Source organism: Leptospira sp. B5-022, assembly GCF_000347035.1.
Taxonomy (GTDB): domain Bacteria; phylum Spirochaetota; class Leptospiria; order Leptospirales; family Leptospiraceae; genus Leptospira_B; species Leptospira_B cinconiae.
The window spans coordinates 377,925-403,370 of the sequence record NZ_ANIJ01000015.1 but is presented as its reverse complement, the minus strand read 5'-3'; the positions used below and the strand labels follow the sequence as shown (position 1 = coordinate 403,370).

The 25,446-nt window shown below is 40.9% G+C and carries 21 protein-coding genes; 12 read left to right on the top strand and 9 right to left on the bottom strand.

Features of this window, described 5'->3' with window-relative positions:
• Nucleotides 1–70 precede the first annotated feature (70 nt).
• Nucleotides 71–1,072 carry a ketol-acid reductoisomerase gene (ilvC, locus tag LEP1GSC192_RS07580; protein ID WP_020769171.1) on the top strand — a complete coding sequence of 334 codons (1,002 nt, stop codon included), beginning with the start codon at nt 71–73 and terminating at the stop codon, nt 1,070–1,072.
• An 81-nt stretch (nt 1,073–1,153) separates the two neighbouring features.
• Here ilvC and LEP1GSC192_RS07575 read toward each other — a convergent pair whose 3' ends face one another.
• Nucleotides 1,154–1,519, bottom strand: coding sequence for a hypothetical protein (locus LEP1GSC192_RS07575; protein WP_036089342.1), 366 nt, complete (start codon nt 1,517–1,519; stop codon nt 1,154–1,156).
• A gap of 309 nt (nt 1,520–1,828) precedes the next feature.
• On the opposite strand from LEP1GSC192_RS07575, the gene LEP1GSC192_RS07570 reads away from it, so the two are divergent.
• Nucleotides 1,829–3,451, top strand: a complete 1,623-nt coding sequence (locus LEP1GSC192_RS07570) for a caspase family protein (RefSeq protein WP_020769353.1) — start codon at nt 1,829–1,831, stop codon at nt 3,449–3,451.
• 146 nt (nt 3,452–3,597) lie between these two features.
• Here LEP1GSC192_RS07570 and LEP1GSC192_RS07565 read toward each other — a convergent pair whose 3' ends face one another.
• On the bottom strand, nt 3,598–3,804 hold the full coding sequence (locus tag LEP1GSC192_RS07565) for a hypothetical protein (protein WP_020769014.1): 207 nt from the start codon (nt 3,802–3,804) through the stop codon (nt 3,598–3,600).
• A gap of 165 nt (nt 3,805–3,969) precedes the next feature.
• Here LEP1GSC192_RS07565 and LEP1GSC192_RS07560 point away from each other — a divergent pair, with 165 nt between their 5' ends.
• From LEP1GSC192_RS07560 to LEP1GSC192_RS07550, 3 genes are all read left to right on the top strand, one after another.
• Nucleotides 3,970–4,203, top strand: coding sequence for a hypothetical protein (locus LEP1GSC192_RS07560; RefSeq protein ID WP_020769226.1), 234 nt, complete (start codon nt 3,970–3,972; stop codon nt 4,201–4,203).
• Nucleotides 4,200–6,110, top strand: a complete 1,911-nt coding sequence (locus LEP1GSC192_RS07555) for a MutS family DNA mismatch repair protein (protein WP_020769400.1) — start codon at nt 4,200–4,202, stop codon at nt 6,108–6,110. The genes LEP1GSC192_RS07560 and LEP1GSC192_RS07555 overlap by 4 nt, the downstream gene beginning before the upstream one ends.
• An 80-nt stretch (nt 6,111–6,190) precedes the next feature.
• Nucleotides 6,191–8,161: an LTA synthase family protein gene (locus tag LEP1GSC192_RS07550; protein ID WP_036089330.1), complete on the top strand. Its 1,971-nt coding sequence runs from the start codon at nt 6,191–6,193 to the stop codon at nt 8,159–8,161.
• Here the strand turns inward: LEP1GSC192_RS07550 and LEP1GSC192_RS07545 are convergent, their stop codons facing one another.
• From LEP1GSC192_RS07545 to LEP1GSC192_RS07520, 6 genes are all read right to left on the bottom strand, one after another.
• Nucleotides 8,162–10,222, bottom strand: coding sequence for an AsmA family protein (locus tag LEP1GSC192_RS07545; protein ID WP_020769225.1), 2,061 nt, complete (start codon nt 10,220–10,222; stop codon nt 8,162–8,164).
• 1 nt (nt 10,223) lies between these two features.
• Nucleotides 10,224–11,186 (bottom strand): ABC transporter ATP-binding protein, encoded by a 963-nt coding sequence (locus LEP1GSC192_RS07540; RefSeq protein ID WP_020769410.1) that lies wholly within the window; start codon nt 11,184–11,186, stop codon nt 10,224–10,226.
• Entirely contained in the window at nt 11,183–12,175 is a 993-nt protein-coding gene (locus LEP1GSC192_RS07535; protein ID WP_020769192.1) for an ABC transporter ATP-binding protein, read from the bottom strand. Before LEP1GSC192_RS07535 ends, LEP1GSC192_RS07540 begins: the two co-directional genes overlap by 4 nt.
• Nucleotides 12,172–13,212, bottom strand: coding sequence for an ABC transporter permease subunit (locus LEP1GSC192_RS07530; protein WP_020769126.1), 1,041 nt, complete (start codon nt 13,210–13,212; stop codon nt 12,172–12,174). Before LEP1GSC192_RS07530 ends, LEP1GSC192_RS07535 begins: the two co-directional genes overlap by 4 nt.
• Nucleotides 13,209–14,222 (bottom strand): ABC transporter permease subunit, encoded by a 1,014-nt coding sequence (locus LEP1GSC192_RS07525; RefSeq protein WP_020769219.1) that lies wholly within the window; start codon nt 14,220–14,222, stop codon nt 13,209–13,211. Before LEP1GSC192_RS07525 ends, LEP1GSC192_RS07530 begins: the two co-directional genes overlap by 4 nt.
• A gap of 103 nt (nt 14,223–14,325) precedes the next feature.
• A complete protein-coding gene (locus LEP1GSC192_RS07520; protein ID WP_020769318.1) occupies nt 14,326–15,456 on the bottom strand; it encodes a carotenoid 1,2-hydratase in 1,131 nt (376 codons plus the stop codon).
• 180 nt (nt 15,457–15,636) lie between these two features.
• On the opposite strand from LEP1GSC192_RS07520, the gene LEP1GSC192_RS07515 reads away from it, so the two are divergent.
• Nucleotides 15,637–16,620, top strand: a complete 984-nt coding sequence (locus LEP1GSC192_RS07515; protein ID WP_020769418.1) for a lysophospholipid acyltransferase family protein — start codon at nt 15,637–15,639, stop codon at nt 16,618–16,620.
• On the opposite strand, the gene LEP1GSC192_RS07510 is transcribed toward LEP1GSC192_RS07515, so the two are convergent.
• The gene (locus LEP1GSC192_RS07510; RefSeq protein ID WP_020769059.1) at nt 16,621–18,588 is read right to left on the bottom strand and encodes a phosphoethanolamine transferase; all 1,968 of its coding nucleotides are present in this window, start codon (nt 18,586–18,588) and stop codon (nt 16,621–16,623) included.
• Nucleotides 18,589–19,278: 690 nt separating this feature from the next.
• Here LEP1GSC192_RS07510 and LEP1GSC192_RS07500 point away from each other — a divergent pair.
• Genes LEP1GSC192_RS07500 through LEP1GSC192_RS07475 form a run of 6 tightly spaced genes read left to right on the top strand, consistent with a single transcriptional unit; the run spans nt 19,279 to nt 25,254 of the window.
• Nucleotides 19,279–20,010 carry a phosphoadenylyl-sulfate reductase gene (locus tag LEP1GSC192_RS07500; protein WP_020769316.1) on the top strand — a complete coding sequence of 244 codons (732 nt, stop codon included), beginning with the start codon at nt 19,279–19,281 and terminating at the stop codon, nt 20,008–20,010.
• Nucleotides 20,007–20,915 carry a sulfate adenylyltransferase subunit CysD gene (gene cysD, locus LEP1GSC192_RS07495; RefSeq protein ID WP_020769398.1) on the top strand — a complete coding sequence of 303 codons (909 nt, stop codon included), beginning with the start codon at nt 20,007–20,009 and terminating at the stop codon, nt 20,913–20,915. Before LEP1GSC192_RS07500 ends, cysD begins: the two co-directional genes overlap by 4 nt.
• Complete coding sequence (locus LEP1GSC192_RS07490) at nt 20,915–22,156, top strand: sulfate adenylyltransferase subunit 1 (protein ID WP_020769080.1); 1,242 nt, start codon at nt 20,915–20,917, stop codon at nt 22,154–22,156. The genes cysD and LEP1GSC192_RS07490 overlap by 1 nt, the downstream gene beginning before the upstream one ends.
• Nucleotides 22,157–22,165: 9 nt before the next feature.
• A complete protein-coding gene (gene cobA / locus LEP1GSC192_RS07485; RefSeq protein WP_020769169.1) occupies nt 22,166–22,942 on the top strand; it encodes a uroporphyrinogen-III C-methyltransferase in 777 nt (258 codons plus the stop codon).
• A complete protein-coding gene (locus LEP1GSC192_RS19685) occupies nt 22,939–23,535 on the top strand; it encodes a bifunctional precorrin-2 dehydrogenase/sirohydrochlorin ferrochelatase (RefSeq protein WP_020769283.1) in 597 nt (198 codons plus the stop codon). Before cobA ends, LEP1GSC192_RS19685 begins: the two co-directional genes overlap by 4 nt.
• A gap of 33 nt (nt 23,536–23,568) precedes the next feature.
• Nucleotides 23,569–25,254: an NADPH-dependent assimilatory sulfite reductase hemoprotein subunit gene (locus tag LEP1GSC192_RS07475; protein ID WP_020769414.1), complete on the top strand. Its 1,686-nt coding sequence runs from the start codon at nt 23,569–23,571 to the stop codon at nt 25,252–25,254.
• Nucleotides 25,255–25,446 lie beyond the last annotated feature (192 nt).

The following is a 25,446-nucleotide window of genomic DNA, read 5'->3' as shown; positions in this document are numbered from 1 at the left end:
CCTTTGGCATTAAGTCTCATTCCAAATCGCAGGGTATCTAAAGGTCAAAGGTAGAATTCGAGGTACCACAATGGCTAATTTATATTACGATAAAGATACGGATCTTTCCGTATTAAAAGGAAAGACCATCGCCGTAATCGGATACGGAAGCCAAGGTCACGCACAAGCTCAGAACATGAAAGATTCCGGGCTGAAAGTTATCATCGGTCTCAAGGAAGGATCCAAATCCAAAAAAGAAGCGGAAGAAGCCGGTTTCGAAGTATTCTCCGTTTCCGAAGCCGCTAAAAAAGCGGACATTATCCAAATTCTAGCTCCGGACGAGATCCAAGCTGATATTTATAAAGCGGATATCGAGCCGAACCTGAAAGACGGAGACGCATTAGTTTTCTCTCATGGATTTAATATCCATTTCGAATTCATCCAACCTCCTAAAACCGTAGACGTTTACATGGTGGCTCCAAAAGGACCGGGACACTTAGTCCGCAGAGTGTATGTAGAAGGCGGTGGAGTTCCTTGTTTGATCGCCGTAAACCAAGATGCAACCGGAACTGCGAAACAAAGAGCGCTTGCTCACGCAGCGGGAGTCGGTGGCGGAAGAGCAGGGATCTTAGAAACTTCTTTCAGAGAAGAGACTGAAACGGATCTTTTCGGAGAACAAGTTGTTCTCTGTGGTGGTCTTTCCAACTTGATCATGGCGGGATTCGAAACTCTAACCGAAGCGGGGTACGATCCTGAGATCGCTTATTTCGAATGTTTACATGAAGTTAAACTGATTACCGACTTGATCTACGAAGGTGGATTAGCTCGTATGCGTTATTCCATTTCCGGAACTGCGGAATACGGAGACTATGTTTCCGGACCTCGTATCATCGATGCGGGTGTTAAAGCCCGCATGAAGGATGTTCTTGCGGATATCCAAAAAGCGAACGGTTCTAAGTTTGCAAAAGCTTGGATCGCGGAAACTAAAGCAGGCTATCCTGAATTCAATAAGATGAGAGAGAAAAACGCAGGTCATCCGATCGAGGATGTTGGTAAAAAATTACGCAGCATGATGAAATGGCTGAGTAAATGATAAAATCCTAATAAACTTGGATAAAAAAAGGCCGGACTTTTTCCGGCCTTTTTTTATTACTAAACGAACTTTGTGATCCAATTAAGCGGGATCCTTCTTAGTAAACATCCATGCCCAGGCAAGGAATAATATTTGGAATGGCAGTCGAATCAATGTTAAAAGAAATTTGGGGTCTTTTGATTCGTAAGCGTTCAAGCTCATTTGGATGTTCGCAGGAAAAACCGCGATCAATAGTAAGATAATTCCCCAGGCGGCGAACACTCTGGTTGATTTAGGTAGTAAGGCGAGAGCGAGTAAAATTTCGCTGACTCCCGCCAATATATTCACCTCATAATGATAAGGTATATACGGGGGCATCATTCCGTAATAAAATTCCGGGATAATAAAATGAGCCGACCCTGCTAATAGATAAAATGCAACCATCAAATAAAAAAGAATCTTTCGCACCTTAATACCTTTGGTATTAGACAAAAATAGGAGATCAAATTTATCTATTTTGACCTGAATCATTTAGAATGAACCTTATGGGATGAAGGAATTTCATATTGTCCCAAATAGCAGCGAATTTTTGGCAGAATACGTTGGAAATTTCTTGCCTGAGCCCCTAAAATCAGCCAAAGTTTGGAAAAAAAATCGAAAAAAACCGGGTCTTACGTCCGGCAATTGCTCTTAGAAGGTATCTATCCTTAGGGCAAAAAAATAATGACAAAGCCTAGCTTTTTGCTATTTTGAGACACCCAAGCCAGGAGGCTCTGATTGAAATCCTTAATTTCCATAATCGGAATTTCCCTCTTTTTGTTTTCCACCGATGTGTTCGCACAGAAAAGGTTAGGCCTTATCTTCGGATCCAACTATAAAGGAAACAAAGCCGGAATTCCGGAATTAAATCTTTGCGAGGCGGATGCCAAATATCTACACGATGAGATCAAACGTGTAGGAAAATTCGATGAAATTAAAATTGTTTTAGGTAAGGACGTAACCAAAGACAATATTCAGAAAGAAATTAAGGCTCTTGCTTCCAAAGCAAAAGCGGACGATACGGTTTTTCTTTATTTCTCCGGTCATGGTGCTTTTCAAAGAGATGAAAAAGCAAAGAACGGAATGAGAAACCTGATCATTTGCTATGATAGGCCTCACCTTTCCGACGACGAATTGAACGATTATTTAGAAGGGATCAAATCTCCTAAAACGGTTTTCGTTTTCGACTGCTGCTTCTCCGGCGGGATCGCTAAAAAGGGAAAGGCAACCAGAGGATCTGCCAATGTTCCGATCCCGGAAGGTAGTGATGGAACAGTCAAACAAGACTCTCAGGATTTTTTCTTCCAAGATAAGGCGATTATTTCCAGTGCGGATGATAATCAAACTGCAATCGAAGTTGGTGGAACGATCAATCACGGGATCTTTACGTACAATTTCGGAAAGGCTCTCTCTAAGGGGGATTTAAACCAGGACAACGTGATCACCGCACTCGAAGCATTCTTCGCTTCTAAAGACGAAACGGTGAATATGGCTAAAAAGTACGATCACGAACAGGTGCCTCAGATTTCGGGTAACGCGTCCGGTATCTTCTTAGCCGGAGAAAAAAAGCCCGAACCTCCAAAACCTGTTGAGCCGGTTAAACCTCCCGTAAATCCGACTCCGGTTCCGGATGTACAACCTCCTAAACCTGAGCCTGAAACTCCCGTTGTCACTAACGAAGAACCTCCGGTCGTTCCTACAAATCTGAAAGGTGATCTTGTGATCAAAACCACGATCATCCAAGACAGAGCTTATGCTGTTTCCGATCTTCCTCCGGAGATCCGTTTGACTTCCGGTAAGAAGAGAGTGGGAAATCGGTCTATTAGAGTACTTATCGATGATAAGGAAGTGGATAAAACCATCACTACCGAATCTTCCAATTATTGGGGCGCGACTAAGAGAATGGGGAAACTGACACCAGGTGCAACTTATACCTTAACAATCAAAGGTGTACCTGCCGGAGTTCATAAGGTGACCATTCAAGCGGACGATTATCCGGAAATTCAAAAAACCCAGGCTGTCCTTCCTAATAAGAGAAACGATCTGGAAGTGGTAACCTCTATGACCGGCTATGGCGCGATCCGAGGAAAAGTATTCTACAGAACCTTGGATAATCCTGTGATCAATCAACCGATCTTCATGCCTACGATCACAAGCGTGACCGGTATCCAAAAATTGAATACCGACCAAAACGGTAACTTCTGGTTTACAAACCTGAAACCGGGGGAGTACGAGATCAAAGCTACATTCGCGGAAGATCTGAATTTGAATAATGCGGATATTAAGGTAAGAGAAGGAGAAGTAACTGAAGTGGATATTATCCTGAACGTAAAACTTCCTTCTACCAAAACCAAATATTAAGAAATTTGAATATTTATAGTCCGTTCAAATATTTCGGCTATAAATTTAGTGTATAATTTCGGGCTTCAAGAATGTGAAGACAGGTTCTTAGGTCTCAGGAAGCCTCTCGGGAAATCGAGGGGCTTTTTTTGTTCCTGGTTTGGGTTTTAATCTTTTTGGAAACTATTCCATTGTTTGGAATTGATCCTTCTTTTACGGATTTCGACTAAAATTTTCATTTGTTTTCTATCCAACAAATTTCCCGCTTTTAGACCGAATTCCGGTAAAGCGGTATCGTTTGTAAGATTGGCAAAGGTTTTTCCGATTTTTGCGAAGGAACTCCGTAGATCCGGATCCATTTCGGGATATATCATAAATCGCCTCCGTGCGACCCCATTCGGGAAAAAAGGGAGAAAGTTCCGGCTTTTCCGTCCTTGGAAAGGAAGCTTTCTCCCAAACTGTACTTCGGGACATTGTGAAAATACTTGAGATATTTTTTTTCTTGTACTAAAAGAAAGTACGGAGTAAATTCGGTAAAAATGCAGATCCGTCTGGAAAATAGGACCGGCAAAAGATCGGGGAGATTCGTCGTTTATGAGTACGGAACGGATCTATTCGGCTACGTCTACGTAGACAAATTTTTGGGCCGCGATAGAGGTAAAATGGTCTCCAGATGGTTGATGCAAGACGTCGGTTCCCTGGTTCGTCTTTTGGACCATGAAATATACAAAAGAGAGACCGAAAATTACGAGAACGTTACTATAGCGGTATGAACCCCCTGAATAGGGTCCGTCGACTTGGATCCGAAATTTCCCGTCTGGGCAAGATCATTCAAAAGGAAGAATCCGCTCTTTCCTTATTATCCACTTTCCGGATACTTTCTTTCTTATTCTTTATCGCCTGGGTTGTCGGAGTTTATCTTTTCCGTACAGTATCCGATCTGTATTATTTACCTTCTATTCTTATCTTAGCGATCTTCTATCGTTTATTATCTACATACCAAAAGAGAAGGGAGAAGATCCGAAGATTACATGTCTGGTCCGAATTCCTAACGGCTCAGATTTCCAGGATCGAGTTGGATGGGAAACGTTATCCCAAGGCCAAGCGAGAATATTATAAAAATCTTGTATTAGAGACAGGACTTCCCGCTTGGACGAAAGATCTGGATTTTTTGGGGGAAAAGGGGATTTTTTCTAGAATAGACACCACTGTTATCCAGAAAGGAACTTCCAGATTTTTAGGATACTTTTTGGAAACTCCCGATGAATCCAATGTGATTGCAAGACAAAACGCAGTATATGGGCTTTCCAAAAAAAGTAGGGTCGTACAAAAGTTACTCAGACAATTTAGGTTGTACGAGGCTTCTTTTCCGGCGAGAAGAGAAGGAGAAGAAGAAAAACTTCCCTCTTATATTCCGAAGATCGGGAACTTACAGCCGGAACGTTCAGAAAAGAATAAGATAGATTTTCCCTTTAATTTATTTGAAGAAGAGCCGAACGCTTTTTGGAAATCCTCCTTTGGAAAAATGGCTGGAGTGTTTAGAGTTTTATTTCCTTTTTGGTTAGTTCTTATTTGGCTTTTAGTACTGGGAAGTTTTCTATTCGGGCAAACCTGGGGATTCGGGATCTTCATTCTACATTCCGCATTTTTCGGATCTTATAGAAATAGATCCTTAAAAATGTTACAACCCATTGCGGAAGACTCCGAAACATTAGAGGAATTAGGAAAACTTCTGCTCTATATTCGGTCTTCGAATCTTACCGGAACAAAAGGAGAAGTTTTTCTTTCCAATTGGAAGAAGAAAGAATTAAAAGATTCTTGGAAAACATTCCTGAAAATTTCAAACCTAGCGGCTTATACCCAATCTCCTCTCGCTCATGCCTTATTGAATATTTTATTTTTTTTCGATCTTTGGATCTGGAGAAGGTACTCATCTTGGTGGAATCAGGATGGAACTTCCTTAAAGGCTTCTATGTCGGATCTCGCAGAGTTGGATTCCCTACTTCCGCTTACAAACTTGAGTTGGATAGAGCCTGGGTTTACATTCCCTAAATTAGAAAAATCGAATACGACAATCTATGCGAAGGATCTTGTTCATCCGTTGATCCCCTATGAAAAGAGAGTGCCGAACGATCTGGAGCCTATGCAACCGGGGAAACTTCTTCTTTTAACCGGATCGAATATGTCGGGAAAAACAACATACTTAAGGGCGCTAGGAATTTCGGGAATATTCGCGATGGCAGGCGGACCGGTTCCTGCATCCGAATTTATTACTCCTATCTTAGAAGTACATTCCAGTATCCGTAACGAAGACTCTGTAGAAGAAGGAATCTCTTTCTTTTACGCGGAAGTTAGACGTTTAGGAAGAATATTACAAGATATTAAAAATTCCGATAAAGGTAGATTAGTTCTATTGGACGAGATCTTAAAAGGTACGAATTCCAGAGAAAGGACAATTGCCTGCAAAGGGATCCTGAAGAAGTTAAGACAGTACGGAGTATTCGGGATCATTACGACCCATGATCTAGAATTGGCGGACTTGCCCGAGCTTTCTTTGTTTCATTTCAGAGAAGAAATAGAGAACGGCAAAATGACTTTCGATTATAAGATCAGATCAGGTATAGTCCAGTCCAGCAACGCTCTGGAAGTTTTGAGATTAGAAGGTTTGGATCTGGATTAAATTTGACTTCGATTGGTAACCGACGTCTCTCTTTTTTGTCTTGCCGACAAACTCTCTAAAATTCTAATCAAATGAAAAAGATGAAACGTTTACCAAACAATCTTAAATTGATCGGCGGATATGCGATCTACTTTGTTCTCATTCTAATTTTTTATAAAGCGGCTTTTCTTTGGGTGTACTCCTATCGATTAGAAGGTGCGGAAACCAAAGATATATTATGGGCAATCTTGGTAGGACTAAGATTCGATATTTCAGTGATCGGAATGATCTTGGGGCCGTTCGCTTTTCTTTCCTGTCTTCCCTATTTGAATCGTTTTAAGTTTTTTAATTTTTTTTGGGGTTACTTTCCGATCCTGATCAGCGTTTGGATGCTTTCTCATTTGATCGCTGATATTGTTTATTTCGAGAATGCGAACAAACATATCGGCTATGAGGGCTTCGTATTTCTAGGAAAAGATATGGGTGTGATCTTAAAGTCCGCCTTCGAACAGAATCCATTTCTTGCTGTCGTTGCTTCTCTTTTAATTTTGGTATTTTTACCTTTATCCACTTATCTTTTCTTAAAATTTAATCCGTACAAACACGAGCCAGAGTCTTGGAAAAGGGATTCTATTCTTTCATTTGTTGTTTTAGTAATCGTTATTTTTGCGATCCGAGGAGGAGTTCAGGAAACTCCTTTAAGAGCGAGTAATGCAATCGTTTCCGGACATTCTTTCGTAAATAATATCGCGTTGAATGGTGTGTTCACTTCTATCATGGATCTGAAAAGCCAATCCATTCCGAATTATCTGAAATTGGAAACGAAGGAATCGGTCCGTATTGTTCGGGAAGAGATTTCCTATGATGGTGCGGAATTTGTAGGAAAAAAATATCCTTTATTAAGAAAACAAAAACAAACTAATAACGGAAAACCTCCGAATATCGTTTTGATCCTTTTGGAAAACTGGACCGGAAAATTTATAGATCCGATCAGCGACGGAAAAGTTTTCGGAAAGGAACTCACTCCGAATTTTAATAAACTCTTAAGAAAAGGAAGATTTTATACCAGGTTTTTTGCCTCAGGGGGAAGAACTACGAACGGTATGATGTCTATCTTGACCGGTTTGCCGGATCGACCCGGATTGACTGTGGTCCGTACCCACCAAGTCTTGGGAAATTTTTCCGGGATCGGAAATATCTTCAAAGGTTTGGGATACGATACGTTCTTTGTAACCGGTGGAGATTTAAGTTTTGATAATAAAGCGACTTTAATGCCTCATTGGGGATTCGATACCGTTATGGGCGAGAAAGAGATCGCTAAATTGGATCGATTCAAGATCGGAGCCTGGGGTTATGACGATGCGGATGTGCTTCAGGTATTGCATGAAAAAATTTCGGAATCCAAAAACCCCTTTTTAGGAGTTTCTCTAACCTTATCCACACATTACCCGTATCGTGCTCCAGATCCTAGGTTCCGGATCTTTAAAGAAGATGAAAGAGACTTTGAATATCTAAATGTGTATCATTATGCGGACTGGGCTTTACGGGATTTTATGGATCGTGCGGAAAAATCAAAATATTTCGATAATACGATCTTTATCTTCGTAGCAGACCATACTCATCACCGTTATTTGGATTATTATGAAGACAGGAATATTCCGTTTTTAATATATTCTCCTGGAAGAATATTGCCTGCTATCGACGATAGGGACGCTTCTCAATTGGATGTGATCCCTACGATCCTGGGTCTAGTCGGAAAAGAAACGTACTTCTCCGCTATGGGAAGAAATTTGCTTGCTCCCAAAAAGACGGAATCTGCGTACTTTGCCTATGGAAACTTGATCGGTTGGATCGAGTCGGATCTATTCTATATCCATTTCGTGGATGGAAATCGTAACTTAAAATATTCCGCAAAAGGCCCGAGAGAAGAAGTTAGTCTTTGCGATACGCAGCCTGAGATCTGCGATTCTCATTTTAATAAGGCCAGAGCCTTTTTGAATCTAAGTCATGAGCTGATGAATCAGAATTTGGTATTTCCAACCAAAGAAGAATTGCAAAGAAAAGAGTATTAACTATTTCTCTTTTGGTTTTTTGTCCGAGTCGGAGCTGCTACCGCCGAACAAACCGGTAACACCATCCCATAGATCTCTGACATATTCTCCGATCACGGATCCGGCGACCCCACCTGCATATGGTCCACCGAGTGGAATAAGATAAGGCCCTAGGAGTGTCATACCAGTATACACACTTCCGAGCCAGATCGGATCCACGTAAGGTATACTTTTTCCGAAAGTTCCCGTATAGATGATCGGGATCTGTAGTCCTTTTCCTATTAATTTTCCACCGAGACGAAGATGGAGTCTCATATCAATTTTTTGATCGAAGCCTACGGTACCTTTCCCGTCCACATCCATTCCACTGTTCTCAATCTCTAATTTCATATTGGGAAAGTACATTTCATTGCCTGCAACTTTCACATCGGACTTAAGAGTAACGAATTTTAATTCTCGCCCATCTACTCCTTTGAATGCGATTATTTTACCTAAGGTATTCAAGACCGGAACCATGAAGTTTGCGTAACCGACCAGCTCTCCATTTTTGATCGTGATGTTCCCTATACCTTTCATGTTTGCAAAAAGTTCCGTCATGGAGTCCCGGGAATGATTTTTGATCTGTGTTTCAAAGGAAAACCAGCTAGAAAGTTCGCCTTCCATAATTTTTTCGGACAGATAGGGAAGAAGAACCTTTTCCACCTGAAGTCTATGGGCGTCTCCTTCTACTTCTATCTTAGGTATATCCGGATATATTTTAGCTTTTCCTAATATCTCTCCGTTATAGATATAAGCATGGAAATTCGGGATAGAAAGTAGCGGATCCACGTACTTCGCTTCTATTTTGATCTGGGCAAATCTATGTTTGAATGCGAAAATATTATTCAATTCCCCGGTAAAATAGAAAATACCCGGAGGAGAATTGGGATCGAAAAGATCTTCCCTGACTTGGAATAGTTTTCCTAGTTTTAAAAGATTATGATAATCTCCATAATCCGCTTTGATATCGAACTGGCCTAAACTCCTATTCTTCCAATTCACGCTTCCTTTTGCGGTAACCTTTGCTACTCCTTCCCAAACGGCTTCTATAAAAGGAAATGCGACCTTTTTATTGATGAGGTCCAGATCAAAGTCCACATTCAATCTGATATTTCCGAAAGGAAGTCCTCCCTTGTAAGAAAGGTCTTTAACTTGATTCCGGACTTTGAATTTGAATATAGTACCTTCTTCCTTTACTACTTCCGTTCTTCCGGAAATTTTTGTCTTAGAAAAATCGCCGGCAGGAAAGATTGTAAATACTTCTCTAAGTAATGAAAGGGAAAGTTCTTCGGTTTTTAGGACGGCGCTAAACTGCAATTTTTCCCAATTCACCGGAAAGTTTTGCAGGCCTCCTGTCATTTCCAGATCGATTGGTTGATCGTCTATTCTTCCTTGAAAGAGGAGATCCACATCCTTTCCGTAGAAAGAAACGGAGACTTGGGACTTTTTGAAATAAACTATATATTTTTTATCGTGACTTTGTTCGTTGTATACTAATGTAAAATTATCTACTTCTATATTTTTTAAACTGATTGCAAAAAAGTCCTCAGTAGAAAATCCGATTCGAGAATTTACATCGTCAAAAAGTTCTTTTACGTTACTTTTCTGTTCGGCTTCTTTTTTCTTTCCATTCAAATATTCTACTATATCAAAAGTTCCATCTTTTCTTCTTTCTAAATGAAGGGATCCTCCGTTGATGGAAATATCCCGGATCTCTATCATTCTTTTTATCAAACCGAACCAGGAAATATCTATATCTACTTTATCACTAACCGCGATCAGTACATTATCTTTCCGGATCTCTATTTTATTCAGCTCGATCCCTGGAAATGGAAGAAGATACAGGTCCGACCCTTCTACCTTAATGTCCAGGCCGGTGGAGCTTCGAAGCCTATCTAGTATGAATTCTTTATATACATCCTTTCTTTGCATAAAAGGGATATAAACGATCAGTACGAATAATAATATGAAAAATCCGAGCGCGGAAATATACCGGATCTTATTTTCCTCTAAATATCGATTGATTACATCCCAGGAACGCATTTTATTTTCCTTCCGGAAAATGACAATAGGACTTATGACCTTCACCTAGATCTTTCCATTCGGGGGCCTTTTCGGAACAGATCTCTTTTGCGATAGGACAACGAGTGTGGAAATGACATCCTTTAGGTTTATTTAATATACTAGGTACCTCTCCTTGTAGAGGTGTTTTTCGGGTCTTACGATTCTCTACTTCGAATATAGCTCCGAATAAAGCTTTCGTATAGGGATGGGAAGGTTTATCCACGATCTGAGGCTTTGTACCAACTTCCACGATCTTTCCCAGGTACATGACTGCGATCTTGTCCGAGATGGATTTTACGATACCTAGATCGTGAGAAATGAAAAGGTAAGAAAGTCCGAAATCCGCTTTTAGTTTTTGTAATAGAAGAAGTACCTGAGCTTGGTTGGATACGTCTAAAGCGGATACAGCTTCGTCGAAAAGTATAAATTCAGGTTTAAGGATAAGTGCTCTTGCAATCGCAATCCTTTGTCTTTGCCCTCCGGAAAATTCGTGAGGATATCTGTTCAAGATCTCGGGAGAAAGTCCTACTTTTTCTAAAATTTCCGAAGCTTCCTTTTCCGCTTGCTTATCCGTATAATTTTCGTGAATAAAAAGTCCCTCGGTCAATATTTCCTTAATATTCCTTCTTGGATTTAAAGAAGAATAAGGATCTTGGAATACGATCTGGATTTGTTTTCTGAGAGGTAAAAATTCTTTGTCTTTAAGCTCTAAGATCTCTTTTCCTTTGAAAAATATGTAACCTGAATCCGTTTTTAGCAGTTTCAGTATCGCTCTTCCTAATGTGGATTTTCCGCAACCTGACTCTCCTACTAGGCTGAATGTCTCCCCTTCTTCCATTTCCAGGTTTACATCTTCTACAGCTTTAATGACTGATTTTCTGACGCCAAAGAAACCTTCTTTTCCGTAACTTACGTTCAGATCTTTTATCTCTAAAAGTTTCATCGAGTAAGCTCCTCTTTCTCATTTAAGAAGCATGCGGAAAAATGACCCGTTCCATTCATATTATTTAATCTAGGTTTTGCGGTCTTGCAAGGCGAGAACACGAAATCACATCTTTCCGAATAGTGACAACCTATAGGATAATCTCCGGGAGAAGGTAATCTTCCTTCAATCGGTTTAAAAACACCGGTCCGGGAGAAATGAGAAGGCAAAGAATCCAAAAGATCCTTCGTATATGGATGGTTCGGTTGGTCTAAAACTTGATCCACTGTTCCAAGTTCTACGATCCTTCCTGCGTACAATACGCAAATCCTGTCGGCGATATGGCTGACCAAACCGAAATCGTGGGAGATAAATAAAACGGATAAGTTCATCCTTTCCTTAAGTTTTAGTAGGAGTTCCACCAACTGCGCTTGGACTGTAACATCCAAAGCCGAAGTAGGCTCATCTGCGATCAAAAGTTCAGGATCACACATCAGTGCCATTCCGATCCCAACCCTTTGTAAGATCCCACCGCTCAACTGATGAGGATAACAATTCATCCTTAATTTTATGTCGGTAATTCCTACCGCTCCAAGGAGATATTCGGCCTTATCTTCGGCTTCTTTACGGGTCCCGAGTCCGTGTTCTAAAAATCCTTCCGTCATTTGGTCCTTTATTTTACTCAAAGGATTTAAAGCGGAGAAAGGTTCCTGAAAAACATACGAGATTTTTTTTCCTCGGACCTTTCTTAAAGTTTCTGGGTCGGTTCGAAGAAGATCCGTTCCTTGGAATAGGACCTTTCCGTCCGCATACCTAAACGATTCACGAGGAAGTAATTTAGTGATCGCAGCGGCACAGACAGATTTTCCACAACCCGATTCACCAACAAGTGCTAGAACTTCTCCTTTACGGATCTCGAAATTGATATCTTCTAATAACGGTACAAACCTTCCTGCTTTGGAAAGTTCCAGATTTAGGTTGGATATTTGGAGAATCGCTTCCGAATTCATTCGTACGTTACCTTCTCCTTAGAATCAAAAGAATCACGTATCCCTTCTCCTATAAATGAAGAAAGAAGAATGGTCGCAGCCAATGACAAAGAAGGAAAAGTGATCAACCACCAAGCTCTGAGATTATCCCTTCCTTGGCTGATCATTTCTCCCCAAGACGGATTGGGCGCCGGGATCCCATAACCTAAGAAGTCCAAAGCGCTTAAAATAGAGATCGCACTAATAAGTGCAAAAGGTAAGAAGGTAACCAGTGGAGTGATCGCATTCGGGAGAATATGATTTTTCATAATACTCCAAGAGCTAGCGCCTAACGCTTTAGCCGCATCTACATAAGTCAGGGACTTGGATCTGTAAAATTCTCCCCTCATATACATGCTGATGCCTATCCAGCTCAATGCGGAATAAGTGATCCCTAATACGATAAATCCCCTTCCGAAAAAAGAGCCCATGATCAGTATCAAATATAAAAAGGGAATTGCGGATAAGATTTCGATTATCCTCTGTAAAATGATATCCGTTCTTTTTCCGTAATATCCTTGGATCCCGCCTACGATCGTTCCGAAGATAAATTCTATAATTACTAGTATCAGTCCGAAACTCATGGAATTTCTGTAGGCGTAAAAGATCCGTGTGAATACGTCTCTTCCTCTATCGTCCGTACCGAGCCAATGTTTTAAACTAGGAGAAGAAGGTGGATTTTCGTCGTCTTCGATAGTTTCTAAATTATCTTCGTTATATCCGTAAGGAACAGGAGGAAATAAGATCCAGTTATCATTACCCTCCGCGAAATCATCCCTCAATTTTAGTTTTTTATAATTTATAGGAGAATACTCCGATCCGCCGAAGTCCTTATCAGTATAACGAAAGAAGATGGGGAACTTCCAAGAATTTTCGTACGAAACGATCCAAGGTTGATTATTTGCAAGTATTGGCGCGAATAGGGAAATGATATAAGAGGTTCCTAATATCCAAAGAGAGATCCATGCTTTTGTATTGGATCTGAATTTTTCGAATCTTCTTTTAGCGAGCGAGTTCATGTTTCGAAATTGATCCTAGGGTCGATAATAACGTAACAAAGATCGGAAAGGATATTTCCGATCAATGAAAGAAAACTTTGGATCAGCAAAAGTCCCATCATCAGATTGGTATCTCTTTCCGTAACCGCTTGAAAACTGAGTAGCCCGATCCCGTCTATACTGAATACCAACTCGATGATTAGAGATCCCGCTAGGACTAAACTTAGATTGGAACCGAATCCGGTGGCGATCGGGATCAAACTGTTCCTAAAAGCATGTTTGTAAATAGCATCTTTAAAAGATAAACCTTTGGAAATTGCAGTCCGAACATAATCCTTAGAGATCTGATCCAAAAGTGAGTTTTTCATCAAAAGAGTAAGCATTGCAAAGGAACCGGAAACGTAACATAGTACCGGTAAGAACATATGCTCTGCTCTATCCATGATCTTTTCGAAAAAGTCTAGGTCTTCGTAATTATCCGAATATTCGTGGCCTAATGGAAAGACGGAAAATACCTCTCCGGAAGAGAACAAATATAATAACAACATGGAAAGGGCGAATACGGGGATGGAGTATGCGATCAAAATTACGATGCTGGTACCGCTATCAAACGGTTGCCCGCTTTGGATCGCTTTACGAATTCCTAATGGAATACAGATCAAATAAGAAAGTAAAAATCCGGAAAGACCGAAAGTGAGAGAAACGGGAATTTTTTCGAAGATAAGTTCATTCACAGGCCGAGAATGTAACCGGGATTCTCCCAGATCCAAACTCGCCACGTCCCATAACCAATATAAGTAAGCAATCGGGAGCGGTTTATCTAGACGTAACTTTTGCTTTAGGATCTCTATTTCTTCGTTATTGATCAAAGAAGATCTGGCCCCGTCTTCGTTGCCGTAACCTCTTAATTTAGCGATCTCTCGTTCTAAGGGTCCACCTGGAGCCAAGTGGGATAAAATAAATACTAGGAATGTGATTCCGAGAATAGTAGGAACGATCAGCAGGATCCTTTTTAAAAAATAATTTCTCATTCGGATTAAAATTCGTTATATATCGCAACCCGCCTCGGGCATCGAACAATTTTCCATACCGATTGCCAGGGATAAAGGTTTTTTCTCCGGCCGGGTTTGGCAATTAACGGAAAGGTTTTAGCTCTAGGTAACCTTTTCCTTTTACGGATCTTCCTTCGATCTCTCCGCCGACTTTGACCGCACCCTCCCAATAAATGAGTCCGGTGCTAGATCTTGCATCAAACTCCTGCTCCTCGAATCTAGGCGAGATATTCAAATTAAATCGTTCGGAAATTAATTTCCATCGTAATTTGTAGGAATTTCCTGTTTGGTCGCTTTTCCAGGCCTTGTCCTCCGGAATAAATTTCAGATCGTTCTCATTTTCTAAAGAAGTCACTTTTCCGTCCGGAGAACGATAAGTACCGAAGGTTTCAATATCTCCCGATCGATTCTTAAAATTGAATGCCATAATATCGGAGCCATCTTCCATTTGAATGCAGATCCAATCCCAGGAAATGTCCTTCGAGGAAAGATCGAACGCAGCGTCCGTACCTTCCGGACTACTCCATTCATGGTCCATCCAACTTGTCCCTGATTTGACATGATATTCTTTTCCTTCTAAATAGAGGGAACCTTTGGTCTCTAAACGAGGAATACTATAGTAATAAGAGAAAAATTTAGGATTCTTTCTACTCTTGAATGATTTTCCGTTTTTGCCGTGTATTAGTATGTTTTTAGGTTTGGTGCTGAGTTCTAGTTCCAAACCGAAGCCTGATTCCGTTCTAGGAAATGCAGTGATCCTAAAATCCGCAGGGCCGATGACTTCCATTCGATAGTCCCCACTCCATAGATTGGTTTTGTCTTGTCCGGCAACCCCACCTAATTCTCTTTCGATGGTTTGGGAAATTTTGTGCTTTTCGTCTTCTAGATCGGAGATCGCAAAATGTACAGGATATAATGCGACTTTCGGTCCTAGATAAGCTCGGAAGAAGCTTAACTCATATCCTAACTCTTTTCCTTCTTCCGTATCCAGTATACCTATGAAATAACACCATTCCACTCTATATCCTTTATGGAAAAAATGATCCTGGGGAAATTTAAAACCTTTGCCTGGAGTTTCCTTTAGATCGGTTTTGGGAGCGGCAAATCCGATTCCACCCGAGAATAAGAATATACCGGAGAACAGAACTAATACGAAGATCCAAGAAATCCTTTTCGGTTTTTCGATTCTATTGGTTATAAAATTGAAGGGCATATAAATCGACCTTTTCATTCTAATCGGGATAAAGTCCTGGAAAATTAGACCCGACCATGGTTTCTTTTCCTTTTTCAGTATTCAATCGATTCGTTTTTTTATTTTAGAATTGAAGAAGGTCTTAAAATTTAGAATACATCGGGTGGTCTTCGGACCGGTCTTAAACATGGGATCATAATTATGGGAAATCCTAAACCCAGAAGAGAAAGACAGAAAGTCAAAAAATTCCTACAGTATGTTTTCGCGAGAGTATTAGTAGGTACTCTTTCCATTTTTCCTTATGTTCTAAGGGGAAAGATCCTATTTTATATCATTCAGTTCCTAGCCAGAACGACAGGCGCCGTTAAAAAAAGGATCGAAAGACATATACGGACCGCGTTTCCTCAAAAGTCGGATTCCGAGATACAAAAATACATTCTTCATAACCTCAGAAATCTCTCCCATATGGCAAACGAGTTCTGTGAAGAACCGAGAATGGACAGAAAATTCATAGATCAATGGGTTACTTTCCTGCCGGATAAAAAAACTCATACTCGCTTATTTGAGAAAGGTGGGATCTTGGTTTTAGGCCATTTAGGTAACTGGGAAACAATGGGGGTTTCTATCTGCTATACCGCTCCTAAAAACGATCTGTACGTTTTTGCAAAAAGGCAATCTAATCCTTGGTCGAACGCTTGGATTGAACGGAACAGAGCATCCCAAAGGATCAAGTTGGTTTATACGGATGAAAGCCCTAGAAAGGCCTTAACTCTTTTAAAACAAGGAAAGTTAGTCGCTTTTATCTCGGATCAGGACGCGGGCAAAACGGGATCCTTCTTTCCTTTTTTAGGAAACCTGGCTTCCACATTCTTAGGACCGGCAACTTTCTCCAGAATGACAGATGTGCCTATCATATTCTGCAGTAGTTGGTATGATAAGGCCGGAAAATTATATTTTTATGTGGAAGAATTCGAAAGACCCAATTTGGACCCGAGAAAAGACCCGGAACTTTGGGAGAGAGAATTCACTTACAAATGGGTAAAACGTTTGGAAGAAGAAGTCTACAAACATCCGGGAGATTATTTCTGGTTGCATAGACGTTGGCATACTAAGCCGGAAAATAAAGAAGATCTCGATAAGTTTTGGAAAGAATATAGACCTTCTTCCGAAAGTTCTAAGGTTTGATCAGAATGTAGCCGGTTTAGGGGAATTTCTTTTTAGTTCCGCAGTTTCCAGATCTGCTTCCGAAGTTTGGTACGGTAGATCTTGGGATATAAATAATTCCACACAGACTCCGCAGTCTTTTACCACTTCTCTAAAATGGATCTTATTCTCTTCACTTGCTTCCACCCAAAGATCCTTTAACTCTTTCGGATCTTTAGAAAGATCGAATAGACGTTCTTTGGAAGGATTAGAATTGAGGTTCATTATATAATGATAATTTCCCTTTATATAACTGATCCCGACTTTATACAAAGAGATCTCGTTATTATTGGTAATGATAATCCTACGGTCCCCATAAATATCTCTGAGTAAGGACCTACCTTCCAAGTTTGCGGAATACCTTTTGATCGCAGGATTGTTTTCCAGATTCAAAATATCTATAAAAGTCGGGATCAAATCCGTGTTTGCCACGGGTTTTTCCGTATTTCTTCTTATCGCTTGCAGGTTTACGGATTCTTTTAGGGAATCCGGAATATATAACAGCATCGGAATGGAAACGGTTTCCACATAGTTGCTATCTATATGCCCCAGGTAGTCATGCTCGAAAAGGGATTCTCCGTGATCGGACGTGAAGATCACTACCGTATTTTCCAAAAACCCTTCTTTTTTTAGATAAGTGTACACATCCTCAAGAAGGCTATCAAGATGTCGGACGGAATTATCGTATTGGTCAGGTACTGAGTCGACTGCGAAGAACTTGGACTCCTCCGGTACTATATATGGAAAATGATTCGTGTTGAGGTGCAGAACTCCCGCGAATCTTTTATCCGAAGTTTTTAATCCGGACAAATGTCTTTTGAATTCTTTGACCGTTTCCCTATCATCGATCCCTATATCGTTAAATACATTTAACCCGCTTCTTTCTTTATCCCAAAGGAAATCGATCCCTGAGTTTTTGAAAAATCCTTCGAAGTTATTCCACTGAAGGTTATGGCTTGTTATATAAAACGTTGAAAGCCCGGCGGATTTCCCATACTCCCAAAACAAAGGATACGTATGTGTCATTGGCACCGGTTGTGCTGGAGAAACTCCGGTCAGTAAACTCGGAAAAGAGAGAAGGGTTGAGCTGGAATTGGAATACGCCTTTTTGAATAAGAAGTATCGGTTTCTGTCCGCAGTTTGGGCGAATTTTGACATGAAAGGAGTGGTGTTTCTTTCGTAACCGTAAACTCCCAAACTTCCTTTTCTTAAACTTTCAGTTACTACGAAAAGAACATTAAATCCCGGATTGGAAACGATTTGAGTGAGCCTAGGTTTGTTCCTAGACTGTAAACCTGCGGATCCTAAACTATCGCCTGTTAGGTGATTGTATAAGTTCCTCCAAACGAACGCGATCGTATTGGTATCCGAAACATATACTTGGTCGTTAAATCTGGTATTATTATGTAGGAAACCACTGATTGTTAAGAATAAGACCACTACTGCTATTCTAACAGGTACTTGGAATTTGTATCTTAAAGGTTCTTTAGTCGCGGTAAACCAAAGAGAAGCGCCTAAAACGATAAAAGAGAGAAGTCCGAAAATCAAAGAAGATTTGGTAAATCCCCCCTGCACGATCGTCCAACTGTTCAAAGGTTCATGGAATATAAAAGAGAATACGAAAAAATTAGGCATGATGCCCGTATACGCGTAATAACCGTACGAACCTAATAATGTTCCCGTATAAAAAGATAGGATCAGAAAGAATACGATATTGAATGCAAGCTTCGATCTTCGTTTGTATAATATTCTGAGAAGAATGATCGCTGCAGAATAGAGAATAACGGAATATACGAATGAAAGAAAATAGAACGCCCACTGTAAAGGTTTGAATGTGGGTAATATCTCATCTCTAACAATAAAATCTGAAACTAGTATTACTACAGGCAGAACCCAGACGGAATAACGGGAGAATATCTCTAGTATATTTTTTTTATTTATAGTTCCCATCTTTATCCAAAATTCCTGATGATATGTAATTCGTCAATTACACCAAGTATATCATACCTTCTCAACGACTAAAAAGAAAGTTATAAAAAATGAATATTAGACCGATGTTCAGTTATGATTAATGTCAATTCCGATTCTTTCTTCTGAATTTTAAATGGAACGAATCCAATACTAAATGAAACTCTCCGGTCTAAATCGAATACGAGGAGTTAGACGTGCTTGGCCGTCGGATCGTTATGTTTTTTGACAAAGTATAATTAGATAGATGGATGAGTTTCCAAAATATTTAGATGGATTTTTGATATTAGGAAAGATCCAAATCTTGAGAATGGCAATGAAGAAGCTTTCTATCTTCTTCCAATCCTTCTTCCGCCTATTCATTATTGCAAAGTACCATTCCAAGCTTAGTCAGATGAAAGCTTATCCTTCCCTTTTTTTGGGACATAATTAAAAGTTTCGATTTAAAGGATTATTACAGGGCGGTAAATTCGGCAGAGATTTAGAATTTTTTAAGCATATAAGGAGATTTTGTTGATCCGATAAAAATTCTCTATTCTGTACCGACTCCGGTGGGAACCTTGTAATATAGCATCAACTATACTTTACAAATAATCCAATATATAAAATTTTGGTACATTATATTGGTCAGCCTTAATTTGGGTGCGTCCAATATAAAAAGGTTCGATTTCGATGAGTCCATCCGATTTGGAAGCAAAATTAGAAGGTTTGAGCTTAGAAAATTCTTTGGCGAAAATTTCCCGGGATTTTCCTGGGCAGGCGGTGTTTTCCACCAGCTTTGGTCTGGAAGATCAAGTAATCACTCACGCAATCTATTCCCAAAATCTGGATATTCGTATCTTTACATTGGATACCGGTAGATTGTTTACCGAAACCTACGAACTTCATAAGCGTACGAATGGGATGTACGGGAAACGTATTCAAACATTCTTCCCGGATGCACAAGCGGTGGAAGATCTGATCAATGAGAAAGGTCCGGATTCGTTCTACGATTCCATAGAAAATAGAAAAGAATGTTGTCATATTCGTAAAGTTGTCCCTTTGAACAGAGCTTTAAAGGGAGCTAAAATTTGGATCACCGGAATTCGAAACGACCAATCCGGTTCCAGAGAAAATTTAACCAAAGTGGAGTTGGATACCGGAAGGGATATTTTGAAATTCCATCCTATTCTGGATTGGTCTTGGGAGGATGTGCAACAGTACGTCCAAGACAAAAATATTCCGTACAATCCTCTTCACGATAAGGGATATCCCAGTATCGGATGCGCTCCTTGTACAAGAGCGATCATGCCTGGCGAAGATTTCAGAGCCGGGCGCTGGTGGTGGGAAAATGAATCCACGAAAGAATGCGGACTGCATTGGGTGGATGGAAAATTGGTAAGAAAAAAAGGATCAGAAGTATGACGACTAGAACTCGATTGTCGCATCTCCAACAACTAGAGGCGGAATCCATTTATATACTTCGGGAAGTTGCCGCCCAATTCGAGAGACCTGCGCTTTTATTTTCGGGAGGAAAGGATTCGATCACTTTGGTGCATCTCGCACTGAAAGCTTTTCGTCCGGGAAAGTTCCCGTTTCCATTGGTACATATCGATACCGGTCATAACTTTCCGGAAGCATTACAATTTCGTGATGATCTCGCGAACCGTATCGGAGAAAAACTGATCGTTAGATACGTTCAGGATTCCATAGACCAGGGAAAAGCAGTGGAAGAAAAAGGAAAATTCCCGAGTAGGAATGCGATCCAAACCGTTACTTTATTAGATACGATCGAAGAATTCAAATTTGACGCATGTATAGGCGGAGCGAGAAGGGACGAAGAAAAAGCCCGTGCAAAAGAAAGAGTATTCTCCGTACGAGACGAATTTGGAAGTTGGGACCCTAAACTACAAAGACCTGAACTTTGGAATATTTATAACGGAAAGATCCATGTAGGAGAAAACGTAAGAGTTTTCCCTATCAGCAACTGGACCGAGTTGGATGTTTGGGAATATATTAAAGCCGAGAATATTCCTCTTCCTTCATTGTATTTCTCTCATAGAAGACAGATCGTTTGGAGAGAGAATGTTGTGTTTCCTGTTTCGGAATTCGTAACTCTTGATTCTTCCGATAAGGTGGAAGAAAAAACCGTACGTTTCAGGACTGTTGGCGATATGACCTGCACAGCGGCGGTGGAATCCGAGGCGAATTCATTGGATGATATCATTCGTGAGATCCAAACTTCCAGAACTACGGAAAGAGGATCCAGATTGGATGATAAACGTTCGGAAGCTGCAATGGAAGAACGTAAAAGAGGCGGTTACTTCTGATGGATCTATTACGTTTTATTACTGCGGGAAGTGTAGACGACGGGAAATCCACTTTGATCGGTCGTCTTTTGTATGATAGTAAATCCGTATTCCAAGATCAGTTGGAAGCGATCGAAAGGACCGGACAAGTAAACGGTCAGATCAATTTGGCTCTTTTGACAGACGGACTAAAAGCGGAGAGAGAGCAAGGGATCACGATCGATGTGGCCTATAAGTACTTCTCCACTCCCAAAAGAAAGTTTATTATCGCGGATGCTCCAGGGCATATCCAGTATACTCGCAATATGGTGACCGGCGCTTCCAACTCGGAACTTGCCATCATTCTGATAGACGCTCGTAAGGGAGTGATCGAACAGACTTACAGACATTCTTATATCGCCTCTCTATTAAAAATCCCTCATGTAGTTATCTGTGTGAACAAGATGGACTTGGTGGATTTTTCCAAAGAACGTTTCGATGAGATTGTGGAAGATTATAAAAACTTCGCCTCCGACCTGGAATTTAAAGGATTGGAATTCATACCGATTTCCGCTCTGAACGGGGATAATGTCGTAGATACTTCTCCCAATATGACCTGGTGGAAAGGGAAAACACTTCTGGGTTATTTAGAAGATCTAGAGATCGAAGTGGATGAGACCAAACACGAGCCTAGATTTCCTGTACAGTATGTGATCCGTCCTCAAACGGAAGAGCATCATGATTACAGAGGATATGCAGGCCAGGTCAGAAGTGGAGTTTTTAAAAAGGGAGACGATATCGTAGTTCTTCCGAGCGGATTACGTTCTAAGATCAAATCCATTCATACGTACGAAAGCGAAGTTGAAGAAGCTTTTGCTCCTATGTCCGTTACGATCCTTTTGGAAGATGAAATAGATATTAGTCGTGGGGATATGATCGTAACCGATAAACATCAGCCGACTGTATCTCAGGATATAGAAGCGGAACTTTGTTGGATGGATGCTAAGTCATTAGTGCCTGGAAACAAATATCTTTTAAGACAGACCACAGGTTCCGTAAAATCCGCGGTCAAAGAAATTTCCTTTAGAATAGATATCCAAACCCACGAAAAATTAGAATCTTCTCAACTTGCTTTGAACGAGATCGGAAGGATAAAGATCAGAACTGCCAAACCGATAGCGTTCGATAGTTATTCGGAAAATCGGGGAACAGGAAGTTTTGTTTTAGTGGACGAAGGTACCAATAATACCGTGGGCGCCGGGATGATCGTAGGAGCCTATTGATCTAATTTAATGAATACCGAAGTGGGAAAAGTATATTTGGTGGGTGCAGGTCCCGGAAATCCGGAACTAATGACCTTAAAGGCCCTCAGAATATTAGAAAAAGCGGAAGTAATTTTGTACGACGCATTATTGGATTCTTCCTTTTTGGAATATTTCCCTTCTACTTCTATCGTTCATTATGTGGGCAAAAGGGCAGGCCAACATTCCGCTACCCAAGAAGAGATCCAAGACCTGATCGTTCGATATTCTCTCCAAGGAAAATCCGTAGTACGTTTGAAGGGAGGAGATCCTTTCGTATTCGGTAGAGGCGGAGAAGAATTACTCACTTTAAGAAAACATAAAATTCCGTACGAGATCATCCCTGGCGTTAGTGCATTAAGTGCGGGATCTTCCGGAGCAGGATTTCCTCTTACACATAGAGGACTGTCTAGACAGGTTCTGGTCATGGACGGTCATACCGTTTTGCAAGAAAACACCGATTGGAAATGGTTCGCGGATTTCAAGGGCACGATCGCTCTGTTTATGGGAACTTCTTCCATTGTACAGATCACTAAAAAATTGATCGATAACGGGGCTTCTCCACTTCTTCCGGTTGCTTTGGTAGAAAACGCAAGTTTAAAAAATCAGAAGACAACGGTGACAAATTTGGGTAGAATTCTCGAAGAAGGTTTATCCAAACAAAGTTCCGGGCCTGGAATTATCTATATAGGTCCCGTAGTTCATCTGATCGGAGAAACCCCTGGACTAGATCTTCGGGGATTTGCCTCTCAAGGAGAAGAAGTATGAACCAACTTCTTCCAGTATTTATAAAATTAGAAAATAAAAAAGTGTTAGTAGTAGGCGGAGGAAACGTTGCTCTCGAAAAACTGCAACACTTGAAAGACACAGGCTGCCAACTCACAGTTATCTCTAAAGAATTCAAATCGGAAACTGTTCGTTTGCTTTCCTCCGTAAAAGAAGCAAAAATGGAAACAAGAGAAGTGCAGGTGTCCGATCTGGACGGTTTCGATCTGGTATATTCCGCCACAAACGATAGGCAAACCAATCGTGATCTTGTGGAATATGCCAAACAAAAAAAGATCTGGATCAATTGTGCGGACGATCCTTCACTTTGTGATTTTTATTCTTCCGCATATTTTGATAGGGGACCGGTCCGTGTGGCGGTTTCCACCCAAGGAGGGTTCGCCGGACTTGCCGGGACCATTCGCACCATTCTAGAAGAGATCCTTCCAAAGGACCATGACCAAGAATTGGAAAACTTATTAGAAATCCGTAATTTGAGCAAACGTAAACTAGGCGATCCGGAAGAAAGAAAAACGGCTCTCAAATTTTTGCTGAGCGAGTTTAAAGAAAAATACTTATCAACGGATACGAAATAATAGGAAGCTAATCCAAAAGGACGAATACGATCGATGTCAGAAGAAAAAGAACTTAGCGAAGTCGAGCATATTAAAACCGCCTCTAGGGGACTAAGAGGAAAGATCGGTACTGCTATCGAAACAGGAGCAGACGGATTCGAGGATGACGACAAACAATTGATCAAATTCCACGGAATGTACCAGCAGAAGGACAGAGACCGTAGAAAGGACGAAGCTGGAGAATTTATCGAAAATCCTACATCGTTTATGATCCGAGGAAGGATCCCGGGTGGAAGGCTTACTTCGGACCAATACATGGTCTGGGACGATCTGGCCGATAAATTCGGTGGAGGCGCCTTACGTTTAACGACTAGGCAATCCATCCAGATGCATACGATCCTTCTGAAGGATCTAAGACCGATCATGCAGGCGGTGCATAAAGTGAATCTTTCCACTATGGGGGCATGCGGTGACGTTGTGCGTAACGTTACTCAAGCTTTAAACCCTTGGGGGAACAAAGAGCTTAGCCAATTGGACCCGATCGCTCAACTTTTATCCGATCATTTTAAATATAAGAGTAACGCCTACGCCGAACTTTGGTTAGGTGAAAATCAGATCAACAAAGAGGACGAACCTGATCCGATCTATGGAACCACTTATCTTCCTAGAAAGTTCAAGGTGGCTGTGACTCTTGCAGGCAATAACTCCGTCGATATTTACACCAACGATATGGGATTCGCGGCCACTTTAGATGCGAACGGTCAGATAGACGGTTATTTCGTATTCGCTGGCGGTGGACTCGGAATGACCCACAATAAGGCGGATACGTATCCTAGAGCTGCTAACTTGCTTGGTTGGATCCCTGAAAAAGACCTGATCTCCGTTGCGGAAGGTATCGTAACTTCTCATAGAGATTTCGGGGATCGTACAAATCGTAAACATGCTCGTTTGAAATACGTTTTAGCTGAGAAGGGTGTGGAATGGTTCCGCTCCGAAGTAGAACGCAGATCCGGTGTAAAATTCGATCTCGATCGTAAACTTCCTAAATGGGAAACTCCGAATTATTTGGGTTGGACAGAAAGAGCGGATGGAACTCTTGCATTGGGATTCCATACTCTTTCGGGAAGGATTAAAGATTTTCCTGATAAACCTTTAAAGACCGCTTTGAAAGATATTATTTCCACTTTCAAGCTGAGTGTGCAGGTGACTGCCGATCAGGATTTGGTCTTGATGGGTATTAAAAAAGAAGATAAGGATAAATTAGAAGCTAAATTAAAGGAATATAATATTAATCCTGCTTCTCCTAAACCTTTGTACGATCGCGCACTTGCATGTCCTGCACTTCCTACTTGCGGTCTTGCATTGACCGAATCCGAAAGGACCTTCCCACAATTACTGGAATCCATCCAAAAAGTGATCGATAAGCTGGATCTGAACGACAGAGCTCCTATCGTAAGAATGACAGGATGCCCTAACGGATGTGCTAGACCATATTCCGCAGAGATTGGGATCGTTGGTCAACAAGCAGGAGGAAAATACTCCTTATTTTTTGGAGGAAATCCGGAAGGAACCAAAGTTGGCGACTATGTTGCTAAGAAGGTCCCGTTCGCAGACATTCCTATTCAACTAGAGAAAGCTTTCGAAGTTTGGAAAAAAGAAGGAAACCCGAACGAAAGATTCGGAGACTTTGCCGCTCGATATTCTTTGGATAAGTTCAGGGAATTGCTAGGAGCGATGTAATTCCAGTTTTTAGCTAGAGTCTATTTCAAAAACCTGTAATAGACCCGTAATAGTTTCTTGGAGTGAGTTCTTTTTGCCTTCCCCTTCGCCTGCACATCCTGTGCAGAGCTCCGGGTCGCTTCGCCATCCTGGCTTCGCTCTCAGGCAAAAAGAACTCACTTCGAGCTATTCTAGTGAGAGTGTTTTTTGAAA

Coding starts and splice junctions, on each gene's coding strand:
- ilvC (WP_020769171.1), top strand. CDS start 71: ATGGCTAATTTATATTACGATAAAGATACGGATCTTTCCGTATTAAAA.
- LEP1GSC192_RS07565 (WP_020769014.1), bottom strand. CDS start 3,804: ATGATATATCCCGAAATGGATCCGGATCTACGGAGTTCCTTCGCAAAA.
- LEP1GSC192_RS07560 (WP_020769226.1), top strand. CDS start 3,970: ATGCAGATCCGTCTGGAAAATAGGACCGGCAAAAGATCGGGGAGATTC.
- LEP1GSC192_RS07555 (WP_020769400.1), top strand. CDS start 4,200: ATGAACCCCCTGAATAGGGTCCGTCGACTTGGATCCGAAATTTCCCGT.
- LEP1GSC192_RS07550 (WP_036089330.1), top strand. CDS start 6,191: ATGAAACGTTTACCAAACAATCTTAAATTGATCGGCGGATATGCGATC.
- LEP1GSC192_RS07545 (WP_020769225.1), bottom strand. CDS start 10,222: ATGCGTTCCTGGGATGTAATCAATCGATATTTAGAGGAAAATAAGATC.
- LEP1GSC192_RS07540 (WP_020769410.1), bottom strand. CDS start 11,186: ATGAAACTTTTAGAGATAAAAGATCTGAACGTAAGTTACGGAAAAGAA.
- LEP1GSC192_RS07535 (WP_020769192.1), bottom strand. CDS start 12,175: ATGAATTCGGAAGCGATTCTCCAAATATCCAACCTAAATCTGGAACTT.
- LEP1GSC192_RS07530 (WP_020769126.1), bottom strand. CDS start 13,212: ATGAACTCGCTCGCTAAAAGAAGATTCGAAAAATTCAGATCCAATACA.
- LEP1GSC192_RS07525 (WP_020769219.1), bottom strand. CDS start 14,222: ATGAGAAATTATTTTTTAAAAAGGATCCTGCTGATCGTTCCTACTATT.
- LEP1GSC192_RS07520 (WP_020769318.1), bottom strand. CDS start 15,456: ATGCCCTTCAATTTTATAACCAATAGAATCGAAAAACCGAAAAGGATT.
- LEP1GSC192_RS07515 (WP_020769418.1), top strand. CDS start 15,637: ATGGGAAATCCTAAACCCAGAAGAGAAAGACAGAAAGTCAAAAAATTC.
- LEP1GSC192_RS07510 (WP_020769059.1), bottom strand. CDS start 18,588: ATGGGAACTATAAATAAAAAAAATATACTAGAGATATTCTCCCGTTAT.
- LEP1GSC192_RS07500 (WP_020769316.1), top strand. CDS start 19,279: ATGAGTCCATCCGATTTGGAAGCAAAATTAGAAGGTTTGAGCTTAGAA.
- cysD (WP_020769398.1), top strand. CDS start 20,007: ATGACGACTAGAACTCGATTGTCGCATCTCCAACAACTAGAGGCGGAA.
- LEP1GSC192_RS07490 (WP_020769080.1), top strand. CDS start 20,915: ATGGATCTATTACGTTTTATTACTGCGGGAAGTGTAGACGACGGGAAA.
- cobA (WP_020769169.1), top strand. CDS start 22,166: ATGAATACCGAAGTGGGAAAAGTATATTTGGTGGGTGCAGGTCCCGGA.
- LEP1GSC192_RS19685 (WP_020769283.1), top strand. CDS start 22,939: ATGAACCAACTTCTTCCAGTATTTATAAAATTAGAAAATAAAAAAGTG.
- LEP1GSC192_RS07475 (WP_020769414.1), top strand. CDS start 23,569: ATGTCAGAAGAAAAAGAACTTAGCGAAGTCGAGCATATTAAAACCGCC.